The sequence below is a fragment of the Candidatus Ornithobacterium hominis genome (assembly GCF_900538215.1).
In the GTDB taxonomy this organism is placed as follows: domain Bacteria; phylum Bacteroidota; class Bacteroidia; order Flavobacteriales; family Weeksellaceae; genus Ornithobacterium; species Ornithobacterium hominis.
Window position 1 is genome coordinate 485,828 of sequence record NZ_UNSD01000002.1, and the last position, 24,026, is coordinate 509,853.

General features: G+C 34.9%; 18 protein-coding genes. 7 read left to right on the forward strand and 11 right to left on the reverse strand.

All coding sequences use genetic code 11. The features are described from left to right. Position 1: 1 nt before the first annotated feature. The 10 genes from D5J18_RS02500 to D5J18_RS02545 all read right to left on the reverse strand — a co-directional run bounded on the left by D5J18_RS02500 (position 2) and on the right by D5J18_RS02545 (position 11,623). On the reverse strand, positions 2–1,288 hold the full coding sequence (locus D5J18_RS02500) for a nucleotide sugar dehydrogenase (RefSeq protein ID WP_119057434.1): 1,287 nt from the start codon (positions 1,286–1,288) through the stop codon (positions 2–4). A 143-nt stretch (positions 1,289–1,431) separates the two neighbouring features. Continuing rightward, a complete protein-coding gene (locus tag D5J18_RS02505) occupies positions 1,432–2,403 on the reverse strand; it encodes an SDR family oxidoreductase (RefSeq protein WP_119057435.1) in 972 nt (323 codons plus the stop codon). Next, positions 2,400–4,811: a GumC family protein gene (locus tag D5J18_RS02510; protein WP_119057436.1), complete on the reverse strand. Its 2,412-nt coding sequence runs from the start codon at positions 4,809–4,811 to the stop codon at positions 2,400–2,402. Before D5J18_RS02510 ends, D5J18_RS02505 begins: the two co-directional genes overlap by 4 nt. 4 nt (positions 4,812–4,815) lie before the next feature. Next, positions 4,816–5,568 carry a polysaccharide biosynthesis/export family protein gene (locus D5J18_RS02515; protein ID WP_119057437.1) on the reverse strand — a complete coding sequence of 251 codons (753 nt, stop codon included), beginning with the start codon at positions 5,566–5,568 and terminating at the stop codon, positions 4,816–4,818. Between the two features lie 38 nt (positions 5,569–5,606). Next, positions 5,607–7,391 carry a UDP-N-acetylglucosamine 4,6-dehydratase family protein gene (locus D5J18_RS02520; RefSeq protein ID WP_260377426.1) on the reverse strand — a complete coding sequence of 595 codons (1,785 nt, stop codon included), beginning with the start codon at positions 7,389–7,391 and terminating at the stop codon, positions 5,607–5,609. A gap of 158 nt (positions 7,392–7,549) precedes the next feature. Continuing rightward, the gene (locus D5J18_RS02525; protein ID WP_119057439.1) at positions 7,550–8,683 is read right to left on the reverse strand and encodes a DegT/DnrJ/EryC1/StrS family aminotransferase; all 1,134 of its coding nucleotides are present in this window, start codon (positions 8,681–8,683) and stop codon (positions 7,550–7,552) included. Next, a complete protein-coding gene (locus D5J18_RS02530) occupies positions 8,676–9,275 on the reverse strand; it encodes an acetyltransferase (RefSeq protein ID WP_119057440.1) in 600 nt (199 codons plus the stop codon). The genes D5J18_RS02525 and D5J18_RS02530 overlap by 8 nt, the downstream gene beginning before the upstream one ends. Before the next feature lies 1 nt (position 9,276). Then, positions 9,277–9,885 (reverse strand): sugar transferase, encoded by a 609-nt coding sequence (locus D5J18_RS02535; RefSeq protein WP_119057441.1) that lies wholly within the window; start codon positions 9,883–9,885, stop codon positions 9,277–9,279. 120 nt (positions 9,886–10,005) lie between these two features. After that, positions 10,006–10,665, reverse strand: coding sequence for a 50S ribosomal protein L25/general stress protein Ctc (locus D5J18_RS02540; RefSeq protein ID WP_119057442.1), 660 nt, complete (start codon positions 10,663–10,665; stop codon positions 10,006–10,008). 22 nt (positions 10,666–10,687) lie between these two features. Next, positions 10,688–11,623, reverse strand: a complete 936-nt coding sequence (locus tag D5J18_RS02545) for a ribose-phosphate pyrophosphokinase (protein WP_119057610.1) — start codon at positions 11,621–11,623, stop codon at positions 10,688–10,690. 87 nt (positions 11,624–11,710) lie between these two features. Between D5J18_RS02545 and D5J18_RS02550 the strand changes: the two genes are divergently transcribed. The 7 genes from D5J18_RS02550 (at position 11,711) to D5J18_RS02580 (ending at position 22,333) form a co-directional block, all read left to right on the forward strand. Beyond that, the gene (locus D5J18_RS02550; RefSeq protein ID WP_119057443.1) at positions 11,711–14,794 is read left to right on the forward strand and encodes a UvrD-helicase domain-containing protein; all 3,084 of its coding nucleotides are present in this window, start codon (positions 11,711–11,713) and stop codon (positions 14,792–14,794) included. A 24-nt stretch (positions 14,795–14,818) separates the two neighbouring features. Then, positions 14,819–16,639 carry an excinuclease ABC subunit UvrC gene (gene uvrC / locus D5J18_RS02555; RefSeq protein WP_119057444.1) on the forward strand — a complete coding sequence of 607 codons (1,821 nt, stop codon included), beginning with the start codon at positions 14,819–14,821 and terminating at the stop codon, positions 16,637–16,639. Between the two features lie 170 nt (positions 16,640–16,809). Then, a complete protein-coding gene (locus tag D5J18_RS02560) occupies positions 16,810–17,175 on the forward strand; it encodes a hypothetical protein (RefSeq protein WP_133297995.1) in 366 nt (121 codons plus the stop codon). Between the two features lie 217 nt (positions 17,176–17,392). Then, positions 17,393–18,316: a hypothetical protein gene (locus tag D5J18_RS02565; RefSeq protein ID WP_185124698.1), complete on the forward strand. Its 924-nt coding sequence runs from the start codon at positions 17,393–17,395 to the stop codon at positions 18,314–18,316. Between the two features lie 7 nt (positions 18,317–18,323). Continuing rightward, entirely contained in the window at positions 18,324–20,318 is a 1,995-nt protein-coding gene (locus D5J18_RS02570) for a porin family protein (protein ID WP_119057612.1), read from the forward strand. A 48-nt stretch (positions 20,319–20,366) separates the two neighbouring features. After that, positions 20,367–21,227 (forward strand): MbnP family protein, encoded by an 861-nt coding sequence (locus D5J18_RS02575; RefSeq protein WP_119057446.1) that lies wholly within the window; start codon positions 20,367–20,369, stop codon positions 21,225–21,227. Positions 21,228–21,298: 71 nt separating this feature from the next. Continuing rightward, positions 21,299–22,333 (forward strand): cytochrome-c peroxidase, encoded by a 1,035-nt coding sequence (locus D5J18_RS02580; RefSeq protein WP_119057447.1) that lies wholly within the window; start codon positions 21,299–21,301, stop codon positions 22,331–22,333. 485 nt (positions 22,334–22,818) lie between these two features. Here D5J18_RS02580 and D5J18_RS02585 read toward each other — a convergent pair whose 3' ends face one another. Then, on the reverse strand, positions 22,819–23,847 hold the full coding sequence (locus tag D5J18_RS02585; protein ID WP_119057448.1) for a hypothetical protein: 1,029 nt from the start codon (positions 23,845–23,847) through the stop codon (positions 22,819–22,821). Positions 23,848–24,026 lie beyond the last annotated feature (179 nt).

Here is a 24,026-nt window from a genome sequence, read left to right on the forward strand (position 1 = left end):
TCTAGAGCTTTTTATTTACAAGAGAAGAAGAGTAAAATCCCTTCACATCATATACCACGGCGTTATCTTTCTTCAAAGATGCTAAATCAAGCTCTTTAAATTCTTTGTGAGAAACGGCTAAAACTATTGCATCGTATTTCTCGTTAGGTAAAGTTTGCGTTGTTTCAATTTGGTACTCGCGTAGCACTTCTGCGGGGTTTGCCCAAGGGTCAAAAACTATAACTTCTGTGCTGTATGATTTCAATGAATTAATCACATCAATTACTTTGGTATTTCTAACGTCTGGACAGTTTTCTTTGAATGTGAAACCTAAGATCAAAATTTTAGCATTTTTGATTTTAATGTCTTCTTTCAACATTAGCTTAATTACCTCAGATGCAACGTATTCGCCCATTCCATCATTCATTCTCCTACCAGCTAAAATGATTTCTGGATGGTAGCCATATTCTTGAGCTTTTTGGGCTAAATAGTAAGGGTCTACACCGATGCAATGCCCACCTACTAATCCTGGACGGAATGGCAAGAAATTCCATTTAGTTCCAGCGGCTTCTAGAACGTCTAAGGTGTTGATGCCCATTAAATTAAAAATCTTTGCCAATTCATTTACAAAAGCGATATTGATATCTCTTTGAGAATTTTCAATCACTTTTGCTGCTTCAGCCACTTTGATAGTAGGGGCGAGGTGTGTTCCTGCAATAATCACAGATTTGTATAAATCATCTACCACTTTACCGATTTCTGGCGTGGAACCTGAAGTTACTTTCAAGATTTTTTCTACAGTATGCTCTTTATCACCAGGGTTAATTCGCTCAGGAGAATATCCTACAAAGAAATCTTCATTAAATTTCAAGCCTGAATGTTGCTCCAATACTGGAATACATTCTTCTTCTGTAGCTCCAGGGTAAACCGTTGATTCATAGATGACTATGTCTCCTTTTTGTAAAACTTTACCTACGGTTTCGCTGGCCTTAACTAAAGGGGTTAAAACAGGGCGATTGTTTTTATCTACAGGTGTAGGGACTGTAATCACGTATATAGTAGAGTCAGCGATATCTTCTGCATTTGCTGAATTGAACAAACCTGTTTCGCCTAGAGTCGGATTTTGTTTTAACAATACAGATTGCAATAATTCGTCAGAAACTTCTAATGTATCGTCATGTCCTTGATTTAATTTTTCAACTCTTTCTTGGTTGATGTCAAAACCAACCACAGGATATTTTTCTGCAAATAATCTTGCCAATGGTAAACCGACATAGCCTAATCCAATGACTGTAATTTTATGATTCATAGTTTTAATTAGTGTTGATTATCAGATGTTTAGCATTAAGTTAAATTTGAAATGTACAAAGAGTAATGTGTGTTTAGTGTCTAAAATTTAAAAGTGTAATGTTTTTTTTTCTGATCCGTTCAAAATTTAGAATTTAAAATAAATCAACGTAAATTTTCCCAATACCAAGCCACAGCTTCTTTCAGTCCTTCTTGGAAGATATGGGTAGGTTCGTAGCCTAATTTTTCTTTCGCTTTATCAATAGAAGCCAATGAATGAGGAACATCTCCTTTTCGGTTTGGGCCATATAAAATTTCTACGTTAGCAATTTCGGCATCGTATTCAGAAAGGTATGTTCTCAATAATTCAGCCATGCCTTTGATGGTTGTCCTATCACCAACGGCAGTGTTATAAACTTCATTGAAAGCTGCTTCATTTTCTGTTTCAATTGCTCTCAAATTCATTTGAATCACATTATCAATATAGGTGAAATCACGAGAAAATGAGCCATCACCATTGATGGTTGGCGATTTGTGTTGCATAAATTGTAAAACAAATTTCGGAATCACAGCTGCATAGGCTCCGTTCGGGTCTTGTCTTCGGCCAAACACGTTGAAATATCGTAAGCCAATGGAGTTTAATCCATAAGTTTTGTAAAAAACATCGGCATAAACTTCGTTTACCAATTTAGTTACAGCATAAGGCGAAAGTGGTTTTCCGATTTTATCTTCAATTTTTGGCAAAGCGATAGAATCACCGTAAGTAGAAGAACTTGCGGCATATACAAATCTTTTTACGCCATTATCTCTTGCCGCCACTAACATGTTGAGAAATCCACCTACATTTACATCATTGCTCGTAATTGGGTCATTGATAGAGCGAGGGACAGAACCTAAAGCTGCTTGATGTAATATAAAATCAACGGTTTTACAAGCTTCTTGGCAAGTAGCTAAATCACGAATATCTCCTTCTGTGAAAGAAAAATTTTCGTTAACTAAGAAAGCTTCAATATTTTTTCTGTGACCTGTAGCAAAGTTGTCTAATCCTGAAACTTGATAGCCTTTTGCTAAAAGCGTTTCAACTAAGTTTGAACCGATAAAACCCGCTGCTCCAGTTACTAAAATATGTTTTTTCATTTTTTTAAATTTATACCAAAACTTGATAATAAACGTTCATGGAATGGACGTTTTCTATTTTTTAAGCCGTATCCGTATCCATAACCATAGTTATATTTGTATCCATAAGCATAGCCAGAATGGGCTGTTGATATGTCATTCAAAACGAAAGTTAAGTGATTTAAACGATTTTTTTCTTCAGCTTCTAGAGGAACTCGTAATACGTTTTTAGGTGTATACTCAGAACGGGTAACATAGAGAGTAACATCAGCTAAATTACTGATATGATAAGTGTCTGATACCAATACTAATGGAGCGGAATCTATGACAATATAATCGTATTTTTCTTGCAATTCTTTAATCAAATTCTCAAAACGCAAACTCATCAGCATTTCCGTAGGATTTGGAGGAATTCTCCCTGAAAAGAGAATATCTATCTTGTTGTCTACCTTAGAGGTGTGAATGTATTGTTCTACATCATCATTTTCATGGTATAAATAATCGGTTAAGCCAGGAATATTTTTTTCTAAGCTCTCAAATTTATGCAATTGTGGATTTCGAATATCTGAACCAATGATGATAGTCTTTTTACCCTCTAATTGACCTAGAGTATGCGCATAATTCATGGAAATAAAGGTCTTTCCCTCTCCTTTAATGGAGGAAGTGACTAAAATGACTACAGCTTTTGAGGTGTCTCGTTGAATTTTAGAAATCACAAATTCTAGATTTGTACGCATAATTCTGAAAGCTTCAGATAAACTACTCAAATCCCCTCTTACAGCAACATATTTATCTTGCTTAGTATTTATGCGAGGGATTTCTCCAACGATTGGCTTCCCATTGATTAACTCTTCTAAATCATCGCGTGTTTCAATTTTATTTTTAAGCAACTCTTTAATATAAATACCAGCTAAGGGTAAAAGTAAACCTAGAGCGAGAGCACCAAAATAATATCTAGACTTTATTGGAGATACAGGGCCAGTACTTGAAGGAGGGTTAATAATCTTTATTTTATCTTCAGTAATTGCTTTAGAAATTGCGGCCTCTTCTCTTTTTTCTAATAATAGAAGATATAAACTTTCTTTAATTTGTTGCTGGCGGTCAATGTCTCTTGCTATACGCTCAAATGTAGGGGCTTGTCTTTTGAAGCCAGAAGCCGAAGTTAACTGAGATGATAGATCACTTCGTGTACTTCTTAAAACTTCTTGATGTTTAGATATATTGGTTAAAATATTTTGTTTTGCTGATGAAATGCTTGTTTCTAAATTTTTAACCATAGGGTGATTTGAAGTAGCCCCATTTGCGATTAAATTATTCCTTTCCATAACCAATTGATTGTAAGTGGAAACTGCAGAATTTGTATTTCCACCTGAATTGGAGATATCGCTAGGTAAAACTTCGCTTAGCGATTGATTATTTACATAACTCTTATAAGTATTGGCTAAACTTAATTGAGTGTCTAACTGTAATAGTTGAGACTCTAGTTGATCTTTCCTTTCTATACTACCTACAATTTCAGAAGGTAAATTAGCAATATCATTCGATTGTTGGAAAGTTTCTTTTTCCCCTTCAACTCCAGAAAGTTCTCTATTGAGAATGGCAATCCTTTCCTCAATAAATTCCTCTGTTTTTTCAAATTCTAAAGATTTATCTTTTTTTGCATCTTGATTGTAAACTCTCACTAATTCAGCTAAAATAGCTTCAGTTTTGTTGGTATTAGCTCCATCTAATGAAATAGTAATAACATTGGAGTAATATTCAGAATCAATGCTAATTCCGTTCTTTAAGCTTTTAATCAAGGAATTAGGAGGGGCAGAAATAACTGTAAAGCTCCCCACCGTACTATGATTATTATGGGGATTGTTGTAAAAAGAGAAACTTTGTTTATTTATTTTAAAAGCTTGATTAAGCTCGGTATCAATCGTCACGTCACCCGATGTAATTTTTATTTTAGGCAAATTATATTCAATTTCCATGGATGTGGTACGAATCAATGAATCGGGGGTAAAGTTTTTTAATAAAATAGGAAGCTCGTTTTTATATACCTCTACATCAATGACTTTGCCTCGTTTTATATAAGTATTAGATAAATCTAAATTGTTAACAACTTTTTGAACCAATTGATAGGATTTAATAATTTCTACCTCATCATTTAAACTATTAAACATGGCTCTTTGCGCCCCAGAATTACTTAATAACATGTTGGCACCTAATTCTTTTGAAGAATCTTTGATTAAAACTTTTATCTTAGATTCATAAACGGGAGTTAAATAACGCGTATATAACCAAGCTACAAATAAAAAGAATAAAATACTGATTAAAAAAATAGGCCATCTTCTAATATAAGCTGCTATACTCTCTCTTAATTTTGCTGTTCTTTCAAAGGATGATTCTTCTAAAAAAGGATTTTGGATATTGTTAGTTTTCATCTATCTATTTAAATAAAGCAATAATTGCAGTTAAAAACCCAAGTACTGTTAATACAGAGGTTATAGGTTTTGTGTTAAATTCCATAGCTCTTGATTTTGTAGGCAAGGCATATAAAATGTCATTTTGTCTCAAGTAATAATAATCACTATTCATTAAATTAGCATCATGTAAATTAACAAAGGTATGATGTCTTTTCCCATCAATGGTTCTAATTAGCATAACTGAATCACGAATAGCATAATAAGACATTCCTCCCGCATTGGCAATAGCTTCCATGATGTTAATGCGATCAGAGGTTGAATTAACGACCCCTTGCTTGTTAAATTCACCTAGCATGGTTACTTTAAAATTCATGATTCGAATATTTACCATAGGATTCTTAATGAATTCTGAAATTTTTTGTTGAAGTTCATCTGAAAGAGCTTTTCTTGTCTTGCCAGCAGCATTGATGGTCCCCAGCATTGGAAATTCAATGTTGCCTTCGCCATCGACCAAATATGAATTGGGGTTAAGCTCAGCCATCGCTATATTTGTAGTGTTAGCGATTCCTCCTCCTAAGTTAAAAGGTTTTACTAGAGCCTCATCATAAGCACTTACAATAATGGTCATCACATCCCCTCTTTGGATGGTAGGGTTGGTGAAATTATCTAATTCAATAGGGATGTTGTCAATATTTTGTAAATACAAAACATCTTTCTGTGTACGGCAAGAGGTAATCGTAAAAACAATTAGAAAGGTTAAAATTATTTTTTTCATAAATAGGAATCTTAAACAAAAGTAAAAAAATAAAATATTTAATCTAAATTTTCAAATTCTGAATTTTGGCTGATAAATTCAGGCACGATATTCTTTATCATTAGCACTAATTCAACCTTATCTCTTTTGATAGATGCTCTTGCCAATTTTTGTATCTTATCTGAAATGACTTCATAAGGAATTCTCTCATCTTTAGAACACATAATTTTGTCATGATATGTGGGGAGAGTTGTTGATTTATCACTTAATAATTCTTCATATAGCTTTTCGCCAGACCTAAGTCCAGTAATATGAATGGGGATGTCTCTATATGGCTCTAGCCCACTTAGTTTTATCATTTTTTTAGCTAAATCTATTATTTTAACAGGCTCGCCCATATCAAAAACAAAGATTTCGCCACCATGCCCCATCGTTCCTGCTTGCAAGACTAGTTCACAAGCCTCTGGAATCGTCATGAAATAGCGTGTGATTTCCTCATGTGTCACCGTTACTGGTCCGCCTTTCTCTATTTGAGCTCTAAAAAGTGGAATAACAGAACCATTTGAACCAAGCACATTCCCAAAACGTGTAGTGATAAACTTTGTTGTATTCTCAGGCTTCTCTTGAAGAGATTGAACGTACAATTCAGCCACCCGTTTAGAGGCTCCCATGACATTGGTCGGGTTCACCGCTTTGTCTGTCGACACCATCACAAAACGATTGATTTTATATTTATTAGATAAGTCAGCTAATATTTTAGATCCAATAATATTAACATTAATCGCCTCTGTAGGGTTTTCTTCAATAATGGGAACATGCTTATAAGCAGCCGCATGGTAAACCATAGAGAAATTATACTTTTTGAAGAGTGGTTCTATGCGATACTTATTACTTACATCGGCTAGATGAAAAACAAACTTTTGATTAGGAAAAGATTCGGTTAATTCCAATTTCAAGCTATTAAGTGGAGTCTCAGCTTGGTCTACAACTACAATTATTTTGGGGCTAAATTGAGCAACCTTTCTCACAATTTCACTCCCAATAGAGCCAGCGCCACCCGTTACCAAAATATTCTTATCTATATGTCTTTTGCTTATTTCATCATTTTCTATTGTGATTTGCTCGCGGTAAAGCAAATCTTCAATTTTTAAACTTTGAATCTCATTGGCAGAAGAGTTATCATTTTTATCAAAAACTTTCAGAGGAATATGATAAATCTTGTAGTTTTTCTGAATAAGTTTGTTAGCCAAAGACTCAAATTCATCGTTTTTAAGAAATTCATCATCGAAAATCACACTTTTTATAGAGTCTATAATCTCTTGATTGTTTAAAACATCATTGATTGTATAAATTTTCTTTGATAAAATTCGGTTTTTGGAAGAGATGTTTTTAGGATTTATAAAGCCTTTTAAATTAAATACTTGATTTCTGTCTTTGATGGTGTTAGCTATGGCAACAGCTCCCTCGTCTGTACCGAAAACCAAGATATTTTCATTGTTTTCAGAGTTAAACCATTTAGTGAAATTAATGAAAACTAGCTTGACATAAAATCGAAATAGAATCAAGCCTAAAAAACTAATAATGGAGTGAAATATAATAGAAGGGTCATAGAAAAGCTTGACTTCATTTAAATAATAATACCCATAAGAGATGGCAAGTAATGTGAAAAGATTTAGCGTGCAAGCCAAGCTGATTTTTATAATATCATGCAATGAAGAGTGCCGAATGACGCCTGATGAAATATTAAAAGAAAGTAAATAGATGACCGAAATGATAAAGACGATGAAAATACTATAAATGTCATTTAACGGACTGAAGCCATCTACCACATTCCATAAATGCATAAAAGTATAAGTGATAAGTAAAGAGCAAGAAATAATAAAAACATCAATAAGCAACACAGCCCACCGGGGCAGGTGCTCCATATTGTAAATCTTGCCAGCTAATGATTTGGTTTGATTATATAAATTTTTTCTTTGTTTAGTTGTTGAATTAGGCATAATTATAAAATATCTATTATAACTCTTTTTATTCTATCTTTTTCTTCTAAAGTCAAGTTAGAACCACTTGGCAAACAAATTCCTTTACTGAAGAGGTTTTCTGAAACAGAAGAGCCATAGTATGGGAAATCTTTGAAGACTGGCTGCAAATGCATGGGCTTCCATAATGGCCTAGATTCAATGCTTTTTTCTAATAATTTAAGCCTTAAATTTTCTCTCAAATCATATCCATTTTTATCGTCAAAATAAAGAGCCGTTAGCCATCTGTTTGGTGAGAATTTATCTGAAGGATTACTCTGCAAAACAATCTGTTCAAAATCCTTTAGAAAGCCTTTATAAAATTCAAAAACCTGTCTTCTAGCTTCTACCCATTGGTTCAAAACCTTCATTTGCCCTCGCCCAATCCCAGCAGAGACATTGCTCAGCCTATAATTGTGCCCGATTTCGCTGTGCTGATAATGCGGAGCATCGTCACGAGCCTGCGTCGCAAGGAAAACGGCTTTATTTTTAATTCCCTCTGAATGTGCTACTAAGGCTCCACCGCCCGAAGTGGTAATAATTTTATTCCCGTTAAAGCTTAAAATGCCAATATCTCCTAAAGTTCCACAGGCCCTCCCGTCATAGAAGCTACCTAAAGCTTCTGCACTATCTTCCAAAACAGGAATTTCGTATTTTTCTGAAATCTCCCTTATTTCTTTATGTTGATAAGGCATTCCATATAGATGAACGCCAATAATGGCTTTTGGCTTCACCCCTTTTTTTATTCTATCTTTAATGGCATCTTCCAGCGCTTGCGGGCAAATGTTCCAAGTCTCTATTTCACTGTCCACAAAAATAGGTTTCGCGCCTAAATATTGTATGGGATTAGCAGAAGCGGCAAACGTCATGCTTTGGCAAATAACTTCATCGCCAGCCTGAACATCTAATAATTTTAAACCTAGATGAATAGCCGCAGTGCCCGAAGATAAGGCCGCTACAGAAACATTGTTCCCCAAATAATCTTCTAAGCTTTTCTCAAATTCATTCACATTTGGCCCAAGCGGAGCAATCCAGTTTTGCTCAAAAGCTTCATGAATATACTTTAACTCTTCCCCTCCCATGTGTGGAGAAGACAACCATATTTTTTCGTCACTCATTTTTCTTTATTATTTTTCCAGGGACGCCAATTACAATTGAGTGGTCAGGAATATTATTGATAATTACACTCCCTGCGCCAATCATAACATTTTTACCAATATTTATTCCTTGAATGATTGAGGCTCCAATTCCTATATGGCTTAATTCGCCCACGCTCACATTCCCAGCTAACGAAGCATTAGGTGAAACATGAACATAATCGCCAATTTCACAATCGTGGTCTATACTTGCATTCGTGTTTACGATACACTGCTTCCCGATTTTGGTATCTGCATTCACTGTAGAATTCGCCATAAAACAGGTTCCCTCTCCTATTGTTACAGAATTTGATAAAATAGCTGAAGGATGTTTAATAGAAGGGAAATTAACGTTAAATTCACCATGAATTTTCTTTCTTATTTTATTATCTCCTATGGCGATAAATAAATTTTTAATTTCTTGAAAGTAGCCTTCTCTTAAATAAAGAGGAAATCCGTAAAAAGAATCTCCTTTCTCAGCATCGTCTAAAAAACAATCGACACTAAATTTATTTTCTAGCTTGATAATATCGGCAACCACTTTGCCGTGTCCGCTTGCGCCAAAAATCACCATTCTACTTTGCGTTTCCAGTAAATTTAGTTATCGTTGCTTGCCCTTTGGCTGAAATCCCTTCTGATTTAAAAACCTTCAAGAAAGTTAAGTAAATAATTCTTAAATCCAAAATAAAATTCAAATTTTCAACATACCACACGTCATAATCAAACTTTTGCTCCCAAGATATGGCATTTCTTCCGTTTACTTGAGCCCAACCTGTGATGCCTGGCCTAACTTTATGTCTTTTCTTTTGATGCTCATTGTACAGCGGCAAATACTCTGGCAGTAGAGGGCGAGGGCCGATTAAGCTCATATCACCTTTGATGACATTAATTAATTGAGGAATCTCATCAAGTGAAGTTTTCCTCACGAATTGCCCAACGGGAGTTAATCTCTCTGCATCAGGTAACAAATTGCCTTGAGCATCTTTTTTATCGCTCATGGTTTTGAACTTGATGATTTTGAATAGCCTTTCGTTCTTTCCAGGTCTGATTTGGAAGAAGAAAGGTTTGCCATGATTTGCAATATACAACCTGATATAAACGATGATGAAGATGGGTAATAAGAAGATAAAACCCAATAAAGCTAAAGAGAAATCAAAGATTCGTTTAAAAAAAGATTGATACATCATTGAATCAATTTAGACTACAAATATGCTAAAAAGAAATTTTAAATCGATTGTTTGATATTATAAAAAAGTCACTCTAAAGATAATTTAGAATGACTTTTTTTAAGGCTTAAAAAAATTTTACTCCTGAGTTTCTTCAGCAGAATCACTGTTACCCTCTGCGGCTTCAGTTGCTTGCTCTTCTGCTGCTTCGCCATCTTCTTCATCTTCATCATCATCGGCAATAGCAATAGCAGTTCTAGCCGTTTTAATCATACAAACAACTTGGTTATCTGGGTGTACTAATTCAAAATCTTCTACACGCAGATCTTTGATGTATTTCTTGTGGCCAATTCGCATAGAAGAAATATTCACCACGATTTCATCTGGCAATTTAGACGGAATCGCTTTTACTTTTAAGTTTCTTTGGTTGAATCGTAATACACCACCAGCCATCACACCACGTGCTCTACCTTCCAGTCTTACAGGAACAGTCATTACAACTGGTTTATTCTCATTGATTTCATAGAAATCAACGTGTAAAATCTCATCAGTCACTGGATGAAACTGAATGTCTTGTAAAACACAATTAACAGAGTCTGCACCTTCTAGCTCAAGATTTACAATGTGTGCTTCCGGGGTGTAGACTAAGTCCTTGAACTCTCGCACGTTGGCAGAGAAATGGATGGGCTCGCTTCCACCGTAAACAACACAAGGTACTCGTTCAGCATTACGCAGGGCACGTGTACTCGTTTTTCCAACGCTTTCTCTTTTTTTCCCTTGAATCGTTAATGATTTCATTTTACTATATTTATTTTAATAATTAAATTACAAATTTATTGCTAATAGATTCTTTGTTGTGCACCAAATGCATTACTTCAGCAAATAACGGTGCGCAAGATACAACTTTAATTTTATCTACATCATTTCTTTTTAGAGGAATTGTATCTGTTACAACTAATTCTTCTAGTGCAGATTCTTGAATGCGCTCATAAGCCTGCCCAGATAAAACTGCATGAGTAGCCATAGCACGAACGCTTTTAGCTCCTTTTTCCATCATTAGATTTGCAGCTTTGGTTATGGTGCCAGCCGTATCTACCATGTCATCTACTAAAATTACATTTTTATCTTTTACGTCACCAATCAGCATCATTCGCTCAATTTTGTTTGCTTTTTTTCGTTCCTTATAGCAAATAACGATATCAGAATTTAAATGGTTGGCATACGCATTGGCACGTTTAGCTCCACCCATATCTGGGGAAGCAATCATTAGATTATCTAAATTTAAGTTCTGAACATAATCTACCAAAATCGTAGAAGCATAAATGTGGTCTACTGGAATTTCAAAAAAACCTTGAATCTGGTCGGCATGTAAATCCATAGTCATGATGCGAGTAGCACCAGCAGCACTCAGTAGATTTGCCACCAGCTTAGCCCCGATTGGCACACGGGGTTTGTCTTTTCGGTCTTGCCTGGCATAGCCAAAATAGGGAATCACCGCCGTCACATTCTTTGCAGAAGCCCTCTTAGCAGCATCGCACATCAAGAGCATTTCCATTAAATTAATATCAGGCATGAAGGTAGAGCCAATCAAGAAAACACGTGCGCCTCTGATGCTTTGTTCGAAAGAAGGTTGATATTCTCCGTCACTAAATTCTTGAAATACGATTTTCCCTAAAGATTGCCCGTAAGATATTGCAATTTCTTCTGCCAAAGCCTTGCTTTGACGGGTCGAAAACAGGAGTGCTCTTTGATCCATGTGATAAAATTTTTGCAAAAGTAAAGTTTTCATCACGCATTGAAAAATTAGAGACGATATAAATTTAAAATTCTTTACTTTTATCAAATGGAATTAAACTCTCCTCTGAAGATTTACAACGCCTCCGCTGGCTCAGGAAAAACCTATACCTTGGTGAAGGAATTGTTGCGCTACATTCTGTCGAGCAGTCAACCACGTAGGTTTCAGCACGTTTTGGCGGTGACTTTTACCAACAAAGCTGCGCAAGAAATGAAATCCCGAATTTTGAAAGAACTGTCAACTTTAGCCCAAAAACCAAGTGAAAGTAATTATTACCAAGAATTTTTAAAGGCTTTAGAAATTTCAGAAGAAAACCTACAGCAACGCGCCAAGAAGACTTTGCAAGAAATCATCCATCACTATTCGCTGTTCAATATCAGTACGATAGACACATTCAATCTCCGTTTGATGCGTTCATTTGCCAAAGATATGGGCTTATCTTATAATTTTGATGTAGAAATGGAGGCCGCCCCAATCATCGACGAAGCAACTCATTTGCTGTTTTCTAATCTAGAAGTGGGCGACGAATTAAGTACCATTATCACAGAAATGGCACTCAATAATATGCAAAAAGACCGTTCTTGGGATGTTTCTTATGAGCTCGCCAAAGATGCTAAGAAATCCTTCGAAGATGAATTCCGGGCAGAATTAGAGAAGTTTCATCAAAAGGGAATTCAGTATTTAGAGAATTTCAGGCAAAAAAAACAAAAAGAGCAATTTGAAATTCAGCATGAAATAAAAGACCTTGCTCAGCAAGCCATCTATGAAATTAATGAAAATGGGATCCCCCCAGGAGCATTTTCCCAAGGAAACAGAGGCGTCTACGGATTTTTTAAAAAAAATTCTGAAGGGGAAATCAAAAAGTCTAATGACTATGTGCTGAATTTTTTTGAAGAAAGAAAATTAACTTCTAGCAAAGCTTCAGATTCTGATTACCAAAAAATTGAAGAAATTTTTGAAGGCTTAAAAAATATTTATGAAAAAATCATAGAAAAAATAGCTCAGCATGAAATCCTTCAATTAATTCTAAAGAAACTAAACGCCTTAATTTTGCTCAGTGAGCTCAGCAGCTACATTCACCACATTCAGCAGGAGGGTAACTTTTTGATGATTTCAGATTTCAATAAAACCATCAGTCAACATCTTCAGCAGCAGCCAGCACATTTTATTTATGAAAAGCTAGGAATCAGATATGATAAGTTTTTCATCGATGAATTTCAAGACACATCACGCATTCAGTGGAACAATCTTTTCCCACTGCTAGAGGATGCTTTGGCACAAAATCATGAAGTTGCATTGGTGGGCGACCCCAAGCAAGCGATTTATCGCTTCCGCGGCGGCGATGTGAATTTGATGCTAGATTTGCTGCGTCATAAAATTTACCCAGCACAACTTTTTCACCTAGGCACCAATTACAGAAGTGCGGAGAACGTAATTGAGTTTACCAATCATTTTTTTAGCTGGGTAGCACCTCAATTGCCTACGCCAGATTTTGAGAAAATTTATATCGAAGGGAATCAGCAAAAAGTCAATCACCGAAAGGGCGGCTATGTGCGGATAGAAATTTGCGACGCTAAGGCAATGGGATTGAAGAGCAAAGAAGCACAATTGAAGCAGATTTTGTTGCAAATTCAGCGAATTTTAGCCAATGATTACCCGTTGAGCTCGATTGCGATTCTTTGCCGAACGAGAGGCGATGCAATCTTGGTGAGTGAGTTTCTAAAAGCAAAAGAAATCCCCGTGATTTCCAATGAATCTCTGCTGCTCAGAGAATCAGCTGTGATTCAACTGTTGCAAACTTTTTTTAGATTTTATAATGAACCGCAAAAGCCAGAGCTTCGATTTGAATTTCTACGTCAACTTAAGAAACTAAACTTTTTCTCTGAAGAGGAATTTGCTCCTTTTGTCTTCGAAAATAAAGAGAAAAATACCATAGAATTTTTTAAAGCTTTAGAAAAAATAGGTTTGCAATTAGATTTAAATTTCATTCAGAATTTAAGCTTATTTGATTTGACTGAGTATTTGATTCAGAAATTCCAATTAGAGAATCAAGAAAGAACCTATTTAATTCGCTATTTAGACGAGATTTTGAAATTCCAGCAGAAACAAAACGGAGATTTAAGCGATTGGCTGCGGCACTTTCAGAGTTTAGAACATAAACTCAGCGTCAATCTGCCCGAGGGGAACGATGCAGTTTTGGTAATGACAATTCATAAATCTAAAGGTTTGGAATTCCCGATTGTGATTTTGCCTTTCTGCGACTGGGAAATGAAGAGTGGCGGCATTTGGGTGGATTTAGAAAATGAAGACGTAGAACGCATTTATGTAGAAGCGGCAAAAGATGCTACGAATTTGCCACCGCAGATGCAGGCTGCTTATGAAGATGAGGTGAATCATACAATTTTAGATGAAGTCAATGTCTTCTATGTGGCAACCACGCGGGCAGAGCAGCAGCTTTACCTGTTTGGGCCAGCCGTGAAGGAGTCAAAAAAATGGTTGTACAATCTTCTCCTCAATTACGTGGAGCAATTTGGCGACGGGAACATTTATGAGAAAGGAATTTTTAAAGCTTTAGAAAAAAAAGAGAAAAAAGAATCAGCCGAAGGGGAGCTGAAATTCATGGACTTAAATTACCGTGCAGATGCATGGCAAAATAAAATCCTAATCAGTACAGAACATGCTGATTTAGAGAGTGAAAGGAATGTGTCTCGCATTACTGGCAAGCAAATTCATTTGATTTTGGAGCGGATTCCGCACAGTGCGGCCTCTATGCAGGTTTTAGAGAAATTGGAATTAGAGGGAGTCATTACAGCGGAACAAACGAAGGAACTTCAAGTTTATCTTGATCAAGTTTTTCATCATCCGAAATTGGAGAAATTTTTTAAGCCTTTAGAAAATTTAAACGAAAGGGATTTTGTGGCTTTAGATGGCGAGATTTTCCGCCCAGATAGGCTGGTGAAAATTCAAGAAAACCAATGGGTTTTAATCGATTATAAGACTGGGGCAAAAAACGCTCGCTATAGAGAGCAGTTGAATTTCTATGCTAAAGCATTGAATGAATTGGGTTTTCTGGTGGTGCAAAAATTCTTGGTTTATTTGCACGAGAGGGTGGAGGTGGAAGAAATTGTTTAATTTTGCATTAAAATTCAGGCAGGTTTGAATCAATCGCTACAACTGAAACTCCAAACTTTACCCAATAAACCTGGTGTTTATCAATATTTAGATAAAACTGGGAAGGTTATTTATGTAGGGAAGGCGAAAAATCTAAAAAAACGAGTCAATTCTTATTTTAACAAAACGCATGAGATTGCACGCACAAGAATGCTGGTAAAGCGGATTGAAGACATCAGAGTAATTGTAGTCAATACTGAATTTGATGCGCTTTTGCTAGAAAATAATTTGATAAAAAAATACCAGCCACGCTACAATGTGATGCTGAAAGATGACAAATCTTATCCGTGGATTTGCATCAAAAAAGAACGTTTCCCTCGTATTATTTACACAAGAACTATTATTCGAGATGGGTCAGAATATTTTGGGCCATATGCCAGCCCAAAGATTGCTAAAATTCTTTTGTCGCTATTTCGGGAAATTTATTTTTTCAGAACCTGCCACTATGATTTGTCTGAAGGGAAAATTCAAGAGGGGAAATATAAAGTTTGCTTAGAATATCATTTAGATAATTGCTTGGGGCCGTGTGAGGCTTTGCAAACGGAAGCAGATTATATGAGTATGATTGAGAATGCACGGCAGATTCTGAAAGGGAACTTCCAAGAAGCGAAGTATTATCTGAAAGAGAAGATGTTAGGTTTTGCTAAGGATTTAGACTTCGAGCGGGCACAAAAGATTAAAGAAAAATTAGAAGCCCTAGAAAAATATCAAGCCAAATCGCAGGTAGTTCACCCATCGATTACCAATGTTGATGTGTATTCCATCATTTCTGATGAAAGCTACGCTTATGTAAATTTTTTCAATATTGTAAATGGAGCAATTATCCGCAGCCACACTTCTGAAATCAAAAAGAAATTAGACGAGAGCAATGCCGATATTTTAGAGGAAGCCATTATTGAGCTGCGCGAGCGATTTCCGTCTACAGCAAAGGAAATTTATTTGCCCTTTGAGGTAGATTTTGAGATTCCACAGACTAAAATTAGCGTCCCACTTATTGGGGATAAAAAACGCATCGTTGAACTCTCTGAGCGTAATGCGAAGTATTATCGTATAGAAAAATTAAAACAGACCAAAATCGTTGACCCTGAGCGTCATACCAAACGGATTATGGGGCAAATGAAAAAAGATTTACACTTGCCGCAAGAGCCATATCATATTGAAGGTTTTGATAATTCCAATATCCAGGGGACTAGCCCGGCAAGTTCTTGCGTAGTGTTCCGAGGTGGGAAGCCCAGCAAAAGAGAGTATAGAAAATTCAATGTGAAAAGTGTAGAGGGGCCCAACGATTTTGCGAGTATGGAAGAAGTCGTGTACCGTCGCTACAAAAGAATGCTAGATGAAGGCGAAACACTGCCCCAACTGATTGTGATTGATGGCGGGAAAGGACAACTGAGTTCTGCAGTAAAAAGTTTAGACCGCTTGGGCATTCGTGGGCAAGTTTCTATCTTAGGAATAGCAAAGCGGTTAGAAGAAATTTTCTTCCCAGATGATAGCATTCCGCTGTATTTAGATAAGAGCTCGGAGACGCTGAAGGTTTTGCAACACGTTCGTAATGAGTCACATCGTTTTGGCTTAGCACACCACCGAACACGGCGCTCCAATAGTGGTTTCAAATCTGAGCTGGAAGAAATTCCTGGCGTTGGAGCTAAAACAATTCAAAACCTTTTGAAGAAGTTTAAATCCATCAAGCGAATCAAGGCAGCAAGTTTAGAAGAATTAGAATCTGTGGTTGGGCTGCACCGTGCCGAGAAGCTTTTGAAATATTTTGAAGAAAATGAACGAGGAATAGATGCGAGCAAAAATTAATGTCCAAGGGCTAGCTGCATGCATTAACACTTATTAACATACATTAACTTGAGTTTACCTCTTGATTTCACTCTTTAAATTTTCATTTAAGCCTTTAAAAAAACCATAAAAAGACAGAAAAGTCTTTTTTAAATTTGCGAAATTTAAAAATTCACCATAATTTTGTGCACGTGAAAAGATGTATCATCATATTATCTTTATTTATTCTATTCAAGCCAATTTTGCCTTGGATAGAATATGCGATTTTTTATGATTACATCAAAAATGAACTCTGCATCAATAAAGAGGAAAAAAACTCAAACTGCCATGGCACATGTCACCTCAATAAGCAATTGGCAAAGGCTACAGATGCCGAGGGAGATGAGAAACCTCAATTTTCATCTAATCAAAAAGAAATCGTAATTTGCCAAATGACTGCTCATCATCCTATCAAAAATATGATGAAGCTACAACAGCTAGTCGAGGGGAACTTCTCTTACCAAGAGACTTATTTTTACGACTTTAACTCAACGCTATTTAGACCTCCAATCGTCTAAAATCCCTTTTCTACATTTAAATTTTCTAAGCCTTAAAAAAATCTATGAATTTTAATTCATAGACTTTATGTTGATATTGTTTTTACTTGTCATAGAAAGAGGATTTCATTGAACGTTTGATGGTAGAAATGTCTCCAGAGCCTGTTTAAATTTTAAAGCCAAAATTTTTTAAGGCTTAAAAAAGTAATATTTCCAAATTTTAAATTTTATCAAAAGGATGATTTATTCCAAAATTTTTATCATTGTGGCAGTTTTTTTTATGCTATTTTCTTGTACGATAGACAAAACAGATTTTGAAGCTGAAATGAGACGAGAAATTCCTCAATCAATTGAATTTAAAGAAACTATATCTTTCAAAAAAGATGAATATCAAATCAGTATTTCTTCTCTGAACGGAGTTTTCTATAAAGGATATAATGAAATCCGTTTGAAAATCTTGAATACTAAAACAAATCAGCCCGTTCAAGATTCAGAGGTTACTTTTTTACCAATTTTCATTGATGACAATGCTGAGAAATCAACTTGTCCGCATCAATATCAGTTAACTTATGAGCCAGATAATCAGCATTATAAAGGCTATTCGGTATTTAATAAAATTAATGAATCCAATAATTGGAATTTGTATATTTCTTTCACAGACGGAAATCAAAAATATACAGTAAATCAGAATTTTAAAGTAGCTGAGCAGGAAAATAAAAACTTAAATATGACTGAATTTGTGGGGAATGATGGTAAAAAATATTGTATTGCTTTGATTGCTCCACTAAGCCCCAAAGTTGCAGAAAATGAATTAATTGCAGGGGTTTATCAATACGATGAGCCAGCTCAATCAGCAGGTGAGTACCCAGATGCGTTTCAATTTTCTTACTCAAAGGCAGAAGGTTATACGCTGCTGCTAGACCCTAGAATGCCAGAGCCTTCTATGGGAAATCATTCATCACCGAATAATGTTGATTTGACTCAAAAAGAGGATGGAAACTATCATGGAGTGGTAAATTACACCATGACGGGGAACTGGACTTTGAATTTTATTTTGCTGAATAAAGCTAAAGAAGTCATTAAGGGAACTGAGGTATCTAAAAAATTTACTCCAGGCATTGAGGGTGAGAAAGGTGAATTGCATATAGATATTTTATTTTAAAATGGAAATGAAAAGGAGAAAACTGCTGATATTATTTCTTTTCGCTGGGACTTCAATATTTGCTCAACAGGCTGAATTTCAATCGGATAGCCTGAAGAATATTGAATTAAAAACCATTGAGGTTTTTGGGGAGGCTAAGAGAAATATTGAAACAGAAATGAAAATGGCGGTTTCTATTGATGAGTTTTTAGCGTCATCAGAGCAGATTAGTTTCATCAAGCGAGGAGCGTATGCGTGGGAACCTTTGTTGAATAATATGAGCACGGAACGTTCTACGATAACGATTGACGGGATGCACATTTTTGGTGCTTGTACAGATAAAATGGATCCTGTGACGTCATATGTTGAGAGCAATAATCTTGCTGGGATTGATATAAAATCAGGGCAAGAGGGCGGATTGCATGGTTCCACGGTTGCTGGTAATATTGAGTTGAAAAGAAAACAATCTAGATTTACAACACAGAATGGCTTCAAAGGCTCTTACCAAACAGGTTTTGAGCTAAATAATAAGCAGTTCTTCAATTTAGGAAATGTTTCGTTTTCCAATGAAAAATGGGTGGCAGATGCTAGTATTTCTTATCGGCAAGCAGAAAACTATTTTGATGGAAATCAAAAAGAAATCAAGCATTCTCAGTTCAAAAAATTAAATACCTCGTTAGGTGTGGCATACAAAACTAGCGAATTGTCTTTGGTGAGATTAGATGGGATTTTTGATATGGCAAAAGATGTTGGTTTTCCTGCTTTGCCTATGGATTTGTGGCTTTCTAGGGGGCTTATTACATCAGTTTCTTACAAGCAATTGTTTGAGAAAAGTTGGATTCGATTGTGGGATACAAAGCTGTATTTCAATACGATAGAACATTATATGGATGATACAACTCGCCCAGAAAATTTGGTGCATATGGATATGCCTGGCTGGAGTACAACTTATGGGTTATTGTCTAAAATTAATTTGAAAAATAATGATTATTCATCTGAAATTCAATTGAATGCATATCAAAATTTATCTATTGCAGAGATGCGAATGTACCCGCAAGATAGAAGCAAAAGAACCATGTTTGCTTATACTTGGCCTTGGGTAACTACCAGCTATGCAGGAATTTCTATGAATAATGCTTGGGATATTTCAAGAAATCACCAAATGAATTTTGGAGGTTCCTTGGGTTTAAATCATCATTATGCTAAATACCCCGATTTTAATTGGATTTTTTATCCAGGGGCATCACAAGAAAAAAACAGAATTTTGCCGAGTTTGTTTTTGAGTTATCATTCAGATTACAAACCGATTAAATTCTCTTTAGGTAGCGGATATGGGCATAGAGCTCCCTCGGTATCAGAAGCTTATGGATATTACATCTACAACAGTTTTGATAGATATGATTATATAGGAAACCCTGATTTGAAGAACGAGATTTCTTATGAAATTAATGCAAGTGCAGAGATTAGCGGAGAGAGGTTTAGTCTTAGAGCTCAGGCAAATTATTTCTATATTCAAAATTATATTATTGGCAAAATATTAAATCTGGGAAGTCCTATGAATTATCAATCTGTAGGCGTAAAAGCTTATACGTCATTAGATTACGCTACGATTTTTAATCTTTCTTTAAAGGCTAGATATGATGTTTTAAAGCATTTGCACTGGAATGGGATCTTGACTTACGCTAGAGGTAAAGATAACCAATCTGGAAATCTTCCGTTCATCAGGCCGCTCAATTATCAAACCTCATTGCAAGCGCATTTAGGAAATTTTGGTATACAAACCAGCTTGAATGGTGATTTTAAACAAAGAAATTTTAGCCCCTTCTATGGTGAAGATTCAACTCCAGCTTATATGATTTGGAATTTATCTGCTGACTATAATTGGAGGTTCAATCAGTACAAGGTGGCCTTGCAAGTGGGGGCAGAAAACTTGCTGAATGAGTATTATAGCACGTATGCAGATTGGGGGAATATTCCAAGAATGGGTCGAAATTTGTTCACCTCAGTTAAATTTAACTTTTAAAATATAATAGTATAAAATAAATTAATGTTTAATTAAAATTTAAAAAAAATGAAAAATTTAAGAAAGTACGTAGTTTTATCAGCAATTTCTGCTGTATTGTTTTCCTGTGATGGGGAGTCGGTTCCTGTTGTGAACGATGTGAATTTAGAATTTACAAACACTTTCGCAGACAAGGCAATTGTGCTAGGTGATGCAAATTCTGCAGCAGCAACTAAGCATACCTCTCAACAAGATCAAGTTCATCATTTTCAGGAGCTTAAGTATGTTGTTAGTAATATTCGTTTAGTAACATCTGAAGGGAAAGAACTTCCTTATAATATCAATGATTTGGATAAAGGAGCTACGGTTATAGACCAAGCTAAACCATACTCTCTAACTTACACCCTAAGTAATATTCCAGCTAGTGAGTATAAACAAATTAAATTTGGCTTAGGAATAAAATCAGAATTAAATACATTAGACCAAACTAGATTCCCGAAATTCTATGAAGCAGCAGGTGCTAATGATACCAAAATGCACTGGGAATGGGGGACAGGATACCGTTTTACAAAAATAGAGGGCTTCTATGATGTTGATAATAAAACATTATCTGTGCACACTGGTAGCACTGTGAAAGGGAAAAAAGACGAACCAGAAAGCTATAAGCAAGGAGTCGATGCATATAGAGATATAACATTAGATTTGCCTAAAAACGTAGTAGTAGGTCATAAATCACCGACTATTATCATCAAAGCAGATTTTGACAAATTATTAAGCGGGAACACTAAAATCACTCTAGCTAGCGAAGGGAGAGATCCTAATGCTACACCAAGTATTCATACAGCTAATAATATGAAAGTATTTGTGGATAACTTAGGAGGTGATAGCGAAGAAAATAAAGGAATGTTTTCTATAATAGGGGTTAAATAATTGTTTTTTAATAGTTTAGTTAAGCAGGCGGCTTTGTAGGTCGCCTGTTTCACTATGATAAATTCGATGATATGAAAAAAGTAATAGAATATCTAATTTTTTCTTTTACAATCATAATAATGTCTTCTTGCAATAATGACAGTGTGGAAATGCCTGTTGATTATAAAAATGAGGAAATTCCATTGAATTTCCCAAAAGAATTCCCTCAAGCAAACTATTTCTTTGCAGAAAATAAACCCACAAAGTACGGGGTTCAGCTAGGGAAAAAGTTATTTAATGACAAAAGATTAAGCGAAGATAATACTATATCATGCAGCTCTTGCCATCTAAAATCAAACGCCTTTGCAGATAATAATAAACAAGCTATAGGAATAAATAACCGTGTAGGAATGCGAAATGTCCCACCGATTCAGAACTTGGCTTTCATGAAATATTATAACTGGGATGGGAATAAGCTAGATCTGGCTGAACAAGTAATAGTTCCTATCATCACACACGAAGAAATGAATTCTTCTATCCTAAACGTCATAGGGAAAATTCAAAATGATAAAGAATATATAGACCTATTTTTAAAAGCCTTTGGAGATAAAAAAATTACAGCAGAGCGTATTTTCAATAGCGTGGCACAGTATGAATATACCTTGATTTCCGCTAATAGTAAATACGATAAAGTCATTAGAAACCAAGGTGAAAAATTTACGGAAAACGAAAAAAAAGGCTATGCAACCTTTCAAAAAAAATGTGCCATTTGCCATAGTACCGCTCTATTCACAGACCAAACATTCAGAAATGTGGGCTTCCCCTATAATCCTGATTTAGTGGAAGAGCACGGCCGAGCTAGAGTGACAGGAGAAAATGCAGATTACATGAAATTTCGTGTGCCATCACTTAGAAATATTGAATACACGGCACCTTATGGGAGTTTTGGGCAATTTCCCACGCTGAAAGACGTTTTAGATTACTTTGATAAAGGCGTATTGGACGCCGAAAATCTAGATCCTATTTTAAAAGAAAATAACAACAGAATTCCACTCACAGAGGAAGAGAAAAATAATCTCATTTCATTTATGAAGACCTTGAGTGATGAAGAATTTGTAAAGCCTTAAAAAATTTCAAATTTCAGATGAAAGACAATTTTGTGTTCTACATTGGAATCTCTTAAAATAGTATCTAAAACTTTTAGTTTTTGAGGTTGATTTACCAGTCAGTACCTATGTCATTTAGCATAAAATCAATCCAACGATCAAAGTTAGAGTAATAACCAGCTACTGTCTTCTTTTTTGAATTTTACAGCCATACTCTCAAAATAATCATAGGTTTGTACATTACGCTGGGAATGATTGTTTTTTGTCTAGATCAGCCAATCTATTCCATTAACGGACGCATAAAAAAATTCCAAGCATTTCGCCTGGAATTTTATATTTTTATTTCTTCTTTATATATTTCTTCTCCAAAATATGATATATAATAGTCGAAAGAATAGGAGTAATTAAAAAAAATTTTAAATCTAAATTAAATTCAAAAATAACATTAACTAAATACATTGTAAGCGTACATATAACTAAAGAAACTAAATATTTCATGTCTGATATTATTTAAATATAAACTCACCGTTCTTAAATTCAATTTTATTTAAATCTGATATTTTATCAGTTAAAATAACTTTATTCCACATTTCTGGAACTATTTTGCCATTTTTAAGTTTTACTTCGTCCTCAAGACGTGCCTCTAAACTCATAGCTTCCAAAATAGAATTTCCTATACCTCCTGCTATACCTCCACCTATGCCTCCTGTTATTGCTCCTGGAACAGCACCAGCACCTCCCACAAGAGAACCAAGAACAGCTCCACGAACAGCCCCACCTATGCCTCCTGCTATTGCTCCTTTACCATCTGCTTTAGCATAATGTTTAACAGATTTCCAAAGACCTCCAATTGAGTACCCTTTACCTTTAGCTTTAGTATTAAAATCTATCCCACGGTAACTATACATCTTAGATTCCCATTTAATTAATTTACTATCCCAATATTTATAAGAATCTAAATAAGTTTCTGCTCCTAATAAAATAATATTCTTTTCAATTAGACTTAAATTTTTAAATAAAACACTATTTAATAATTCATTTTGATTTTTCTCTATATCATTTATAGAATTACCATCTATATTAATTAGCTTTAAAGCTATATCATAAAATTCATTACTAAATTCAAAATTATAATCTGATAAATAAACTGTTTCTTTCAAACTAAAATCTTCTGAAATAATAGATAAATTATCAACATATTTAGGATCTAATTTTTTTTCAATTAAAAAATTTTCTAAATTGTCTCTAACTAAATCATAATCTGATTTTATCAATCCTAGTGTTTTTAGATCATCATCTATCTTTGATTTTTCTACCCTATTACTAGATTTGATAGCGCGATTAAATCTAGTTGATTTATTTTCAACTAAATTTTTATAAAAAAAATCTAATCCTTCACTATGAGATTTAATAATTTCTTTTATTTCGAGTCTTCTTTCCGTGTCTTTATTTTTTTTAAAACCTTCATTAATTGATTTCTCATCAGAACAAGAAATAAATAAAAAAATACCTAAAAATGCAAATAACTTTTTCATAATAATTTATATTTAAGATTAATAGATTAAAATTATATAAAATAAAACATATATACAAAAAAAAGTCAAAACTTTAACATAAATAAAAATTAATTAGATTGGATAATCGGTCAATTTCTTAACCTTTTCGGGGAATAGTAAGTTAAACAAGAGCACCACCGTTCCCTTTATCGTGCCAA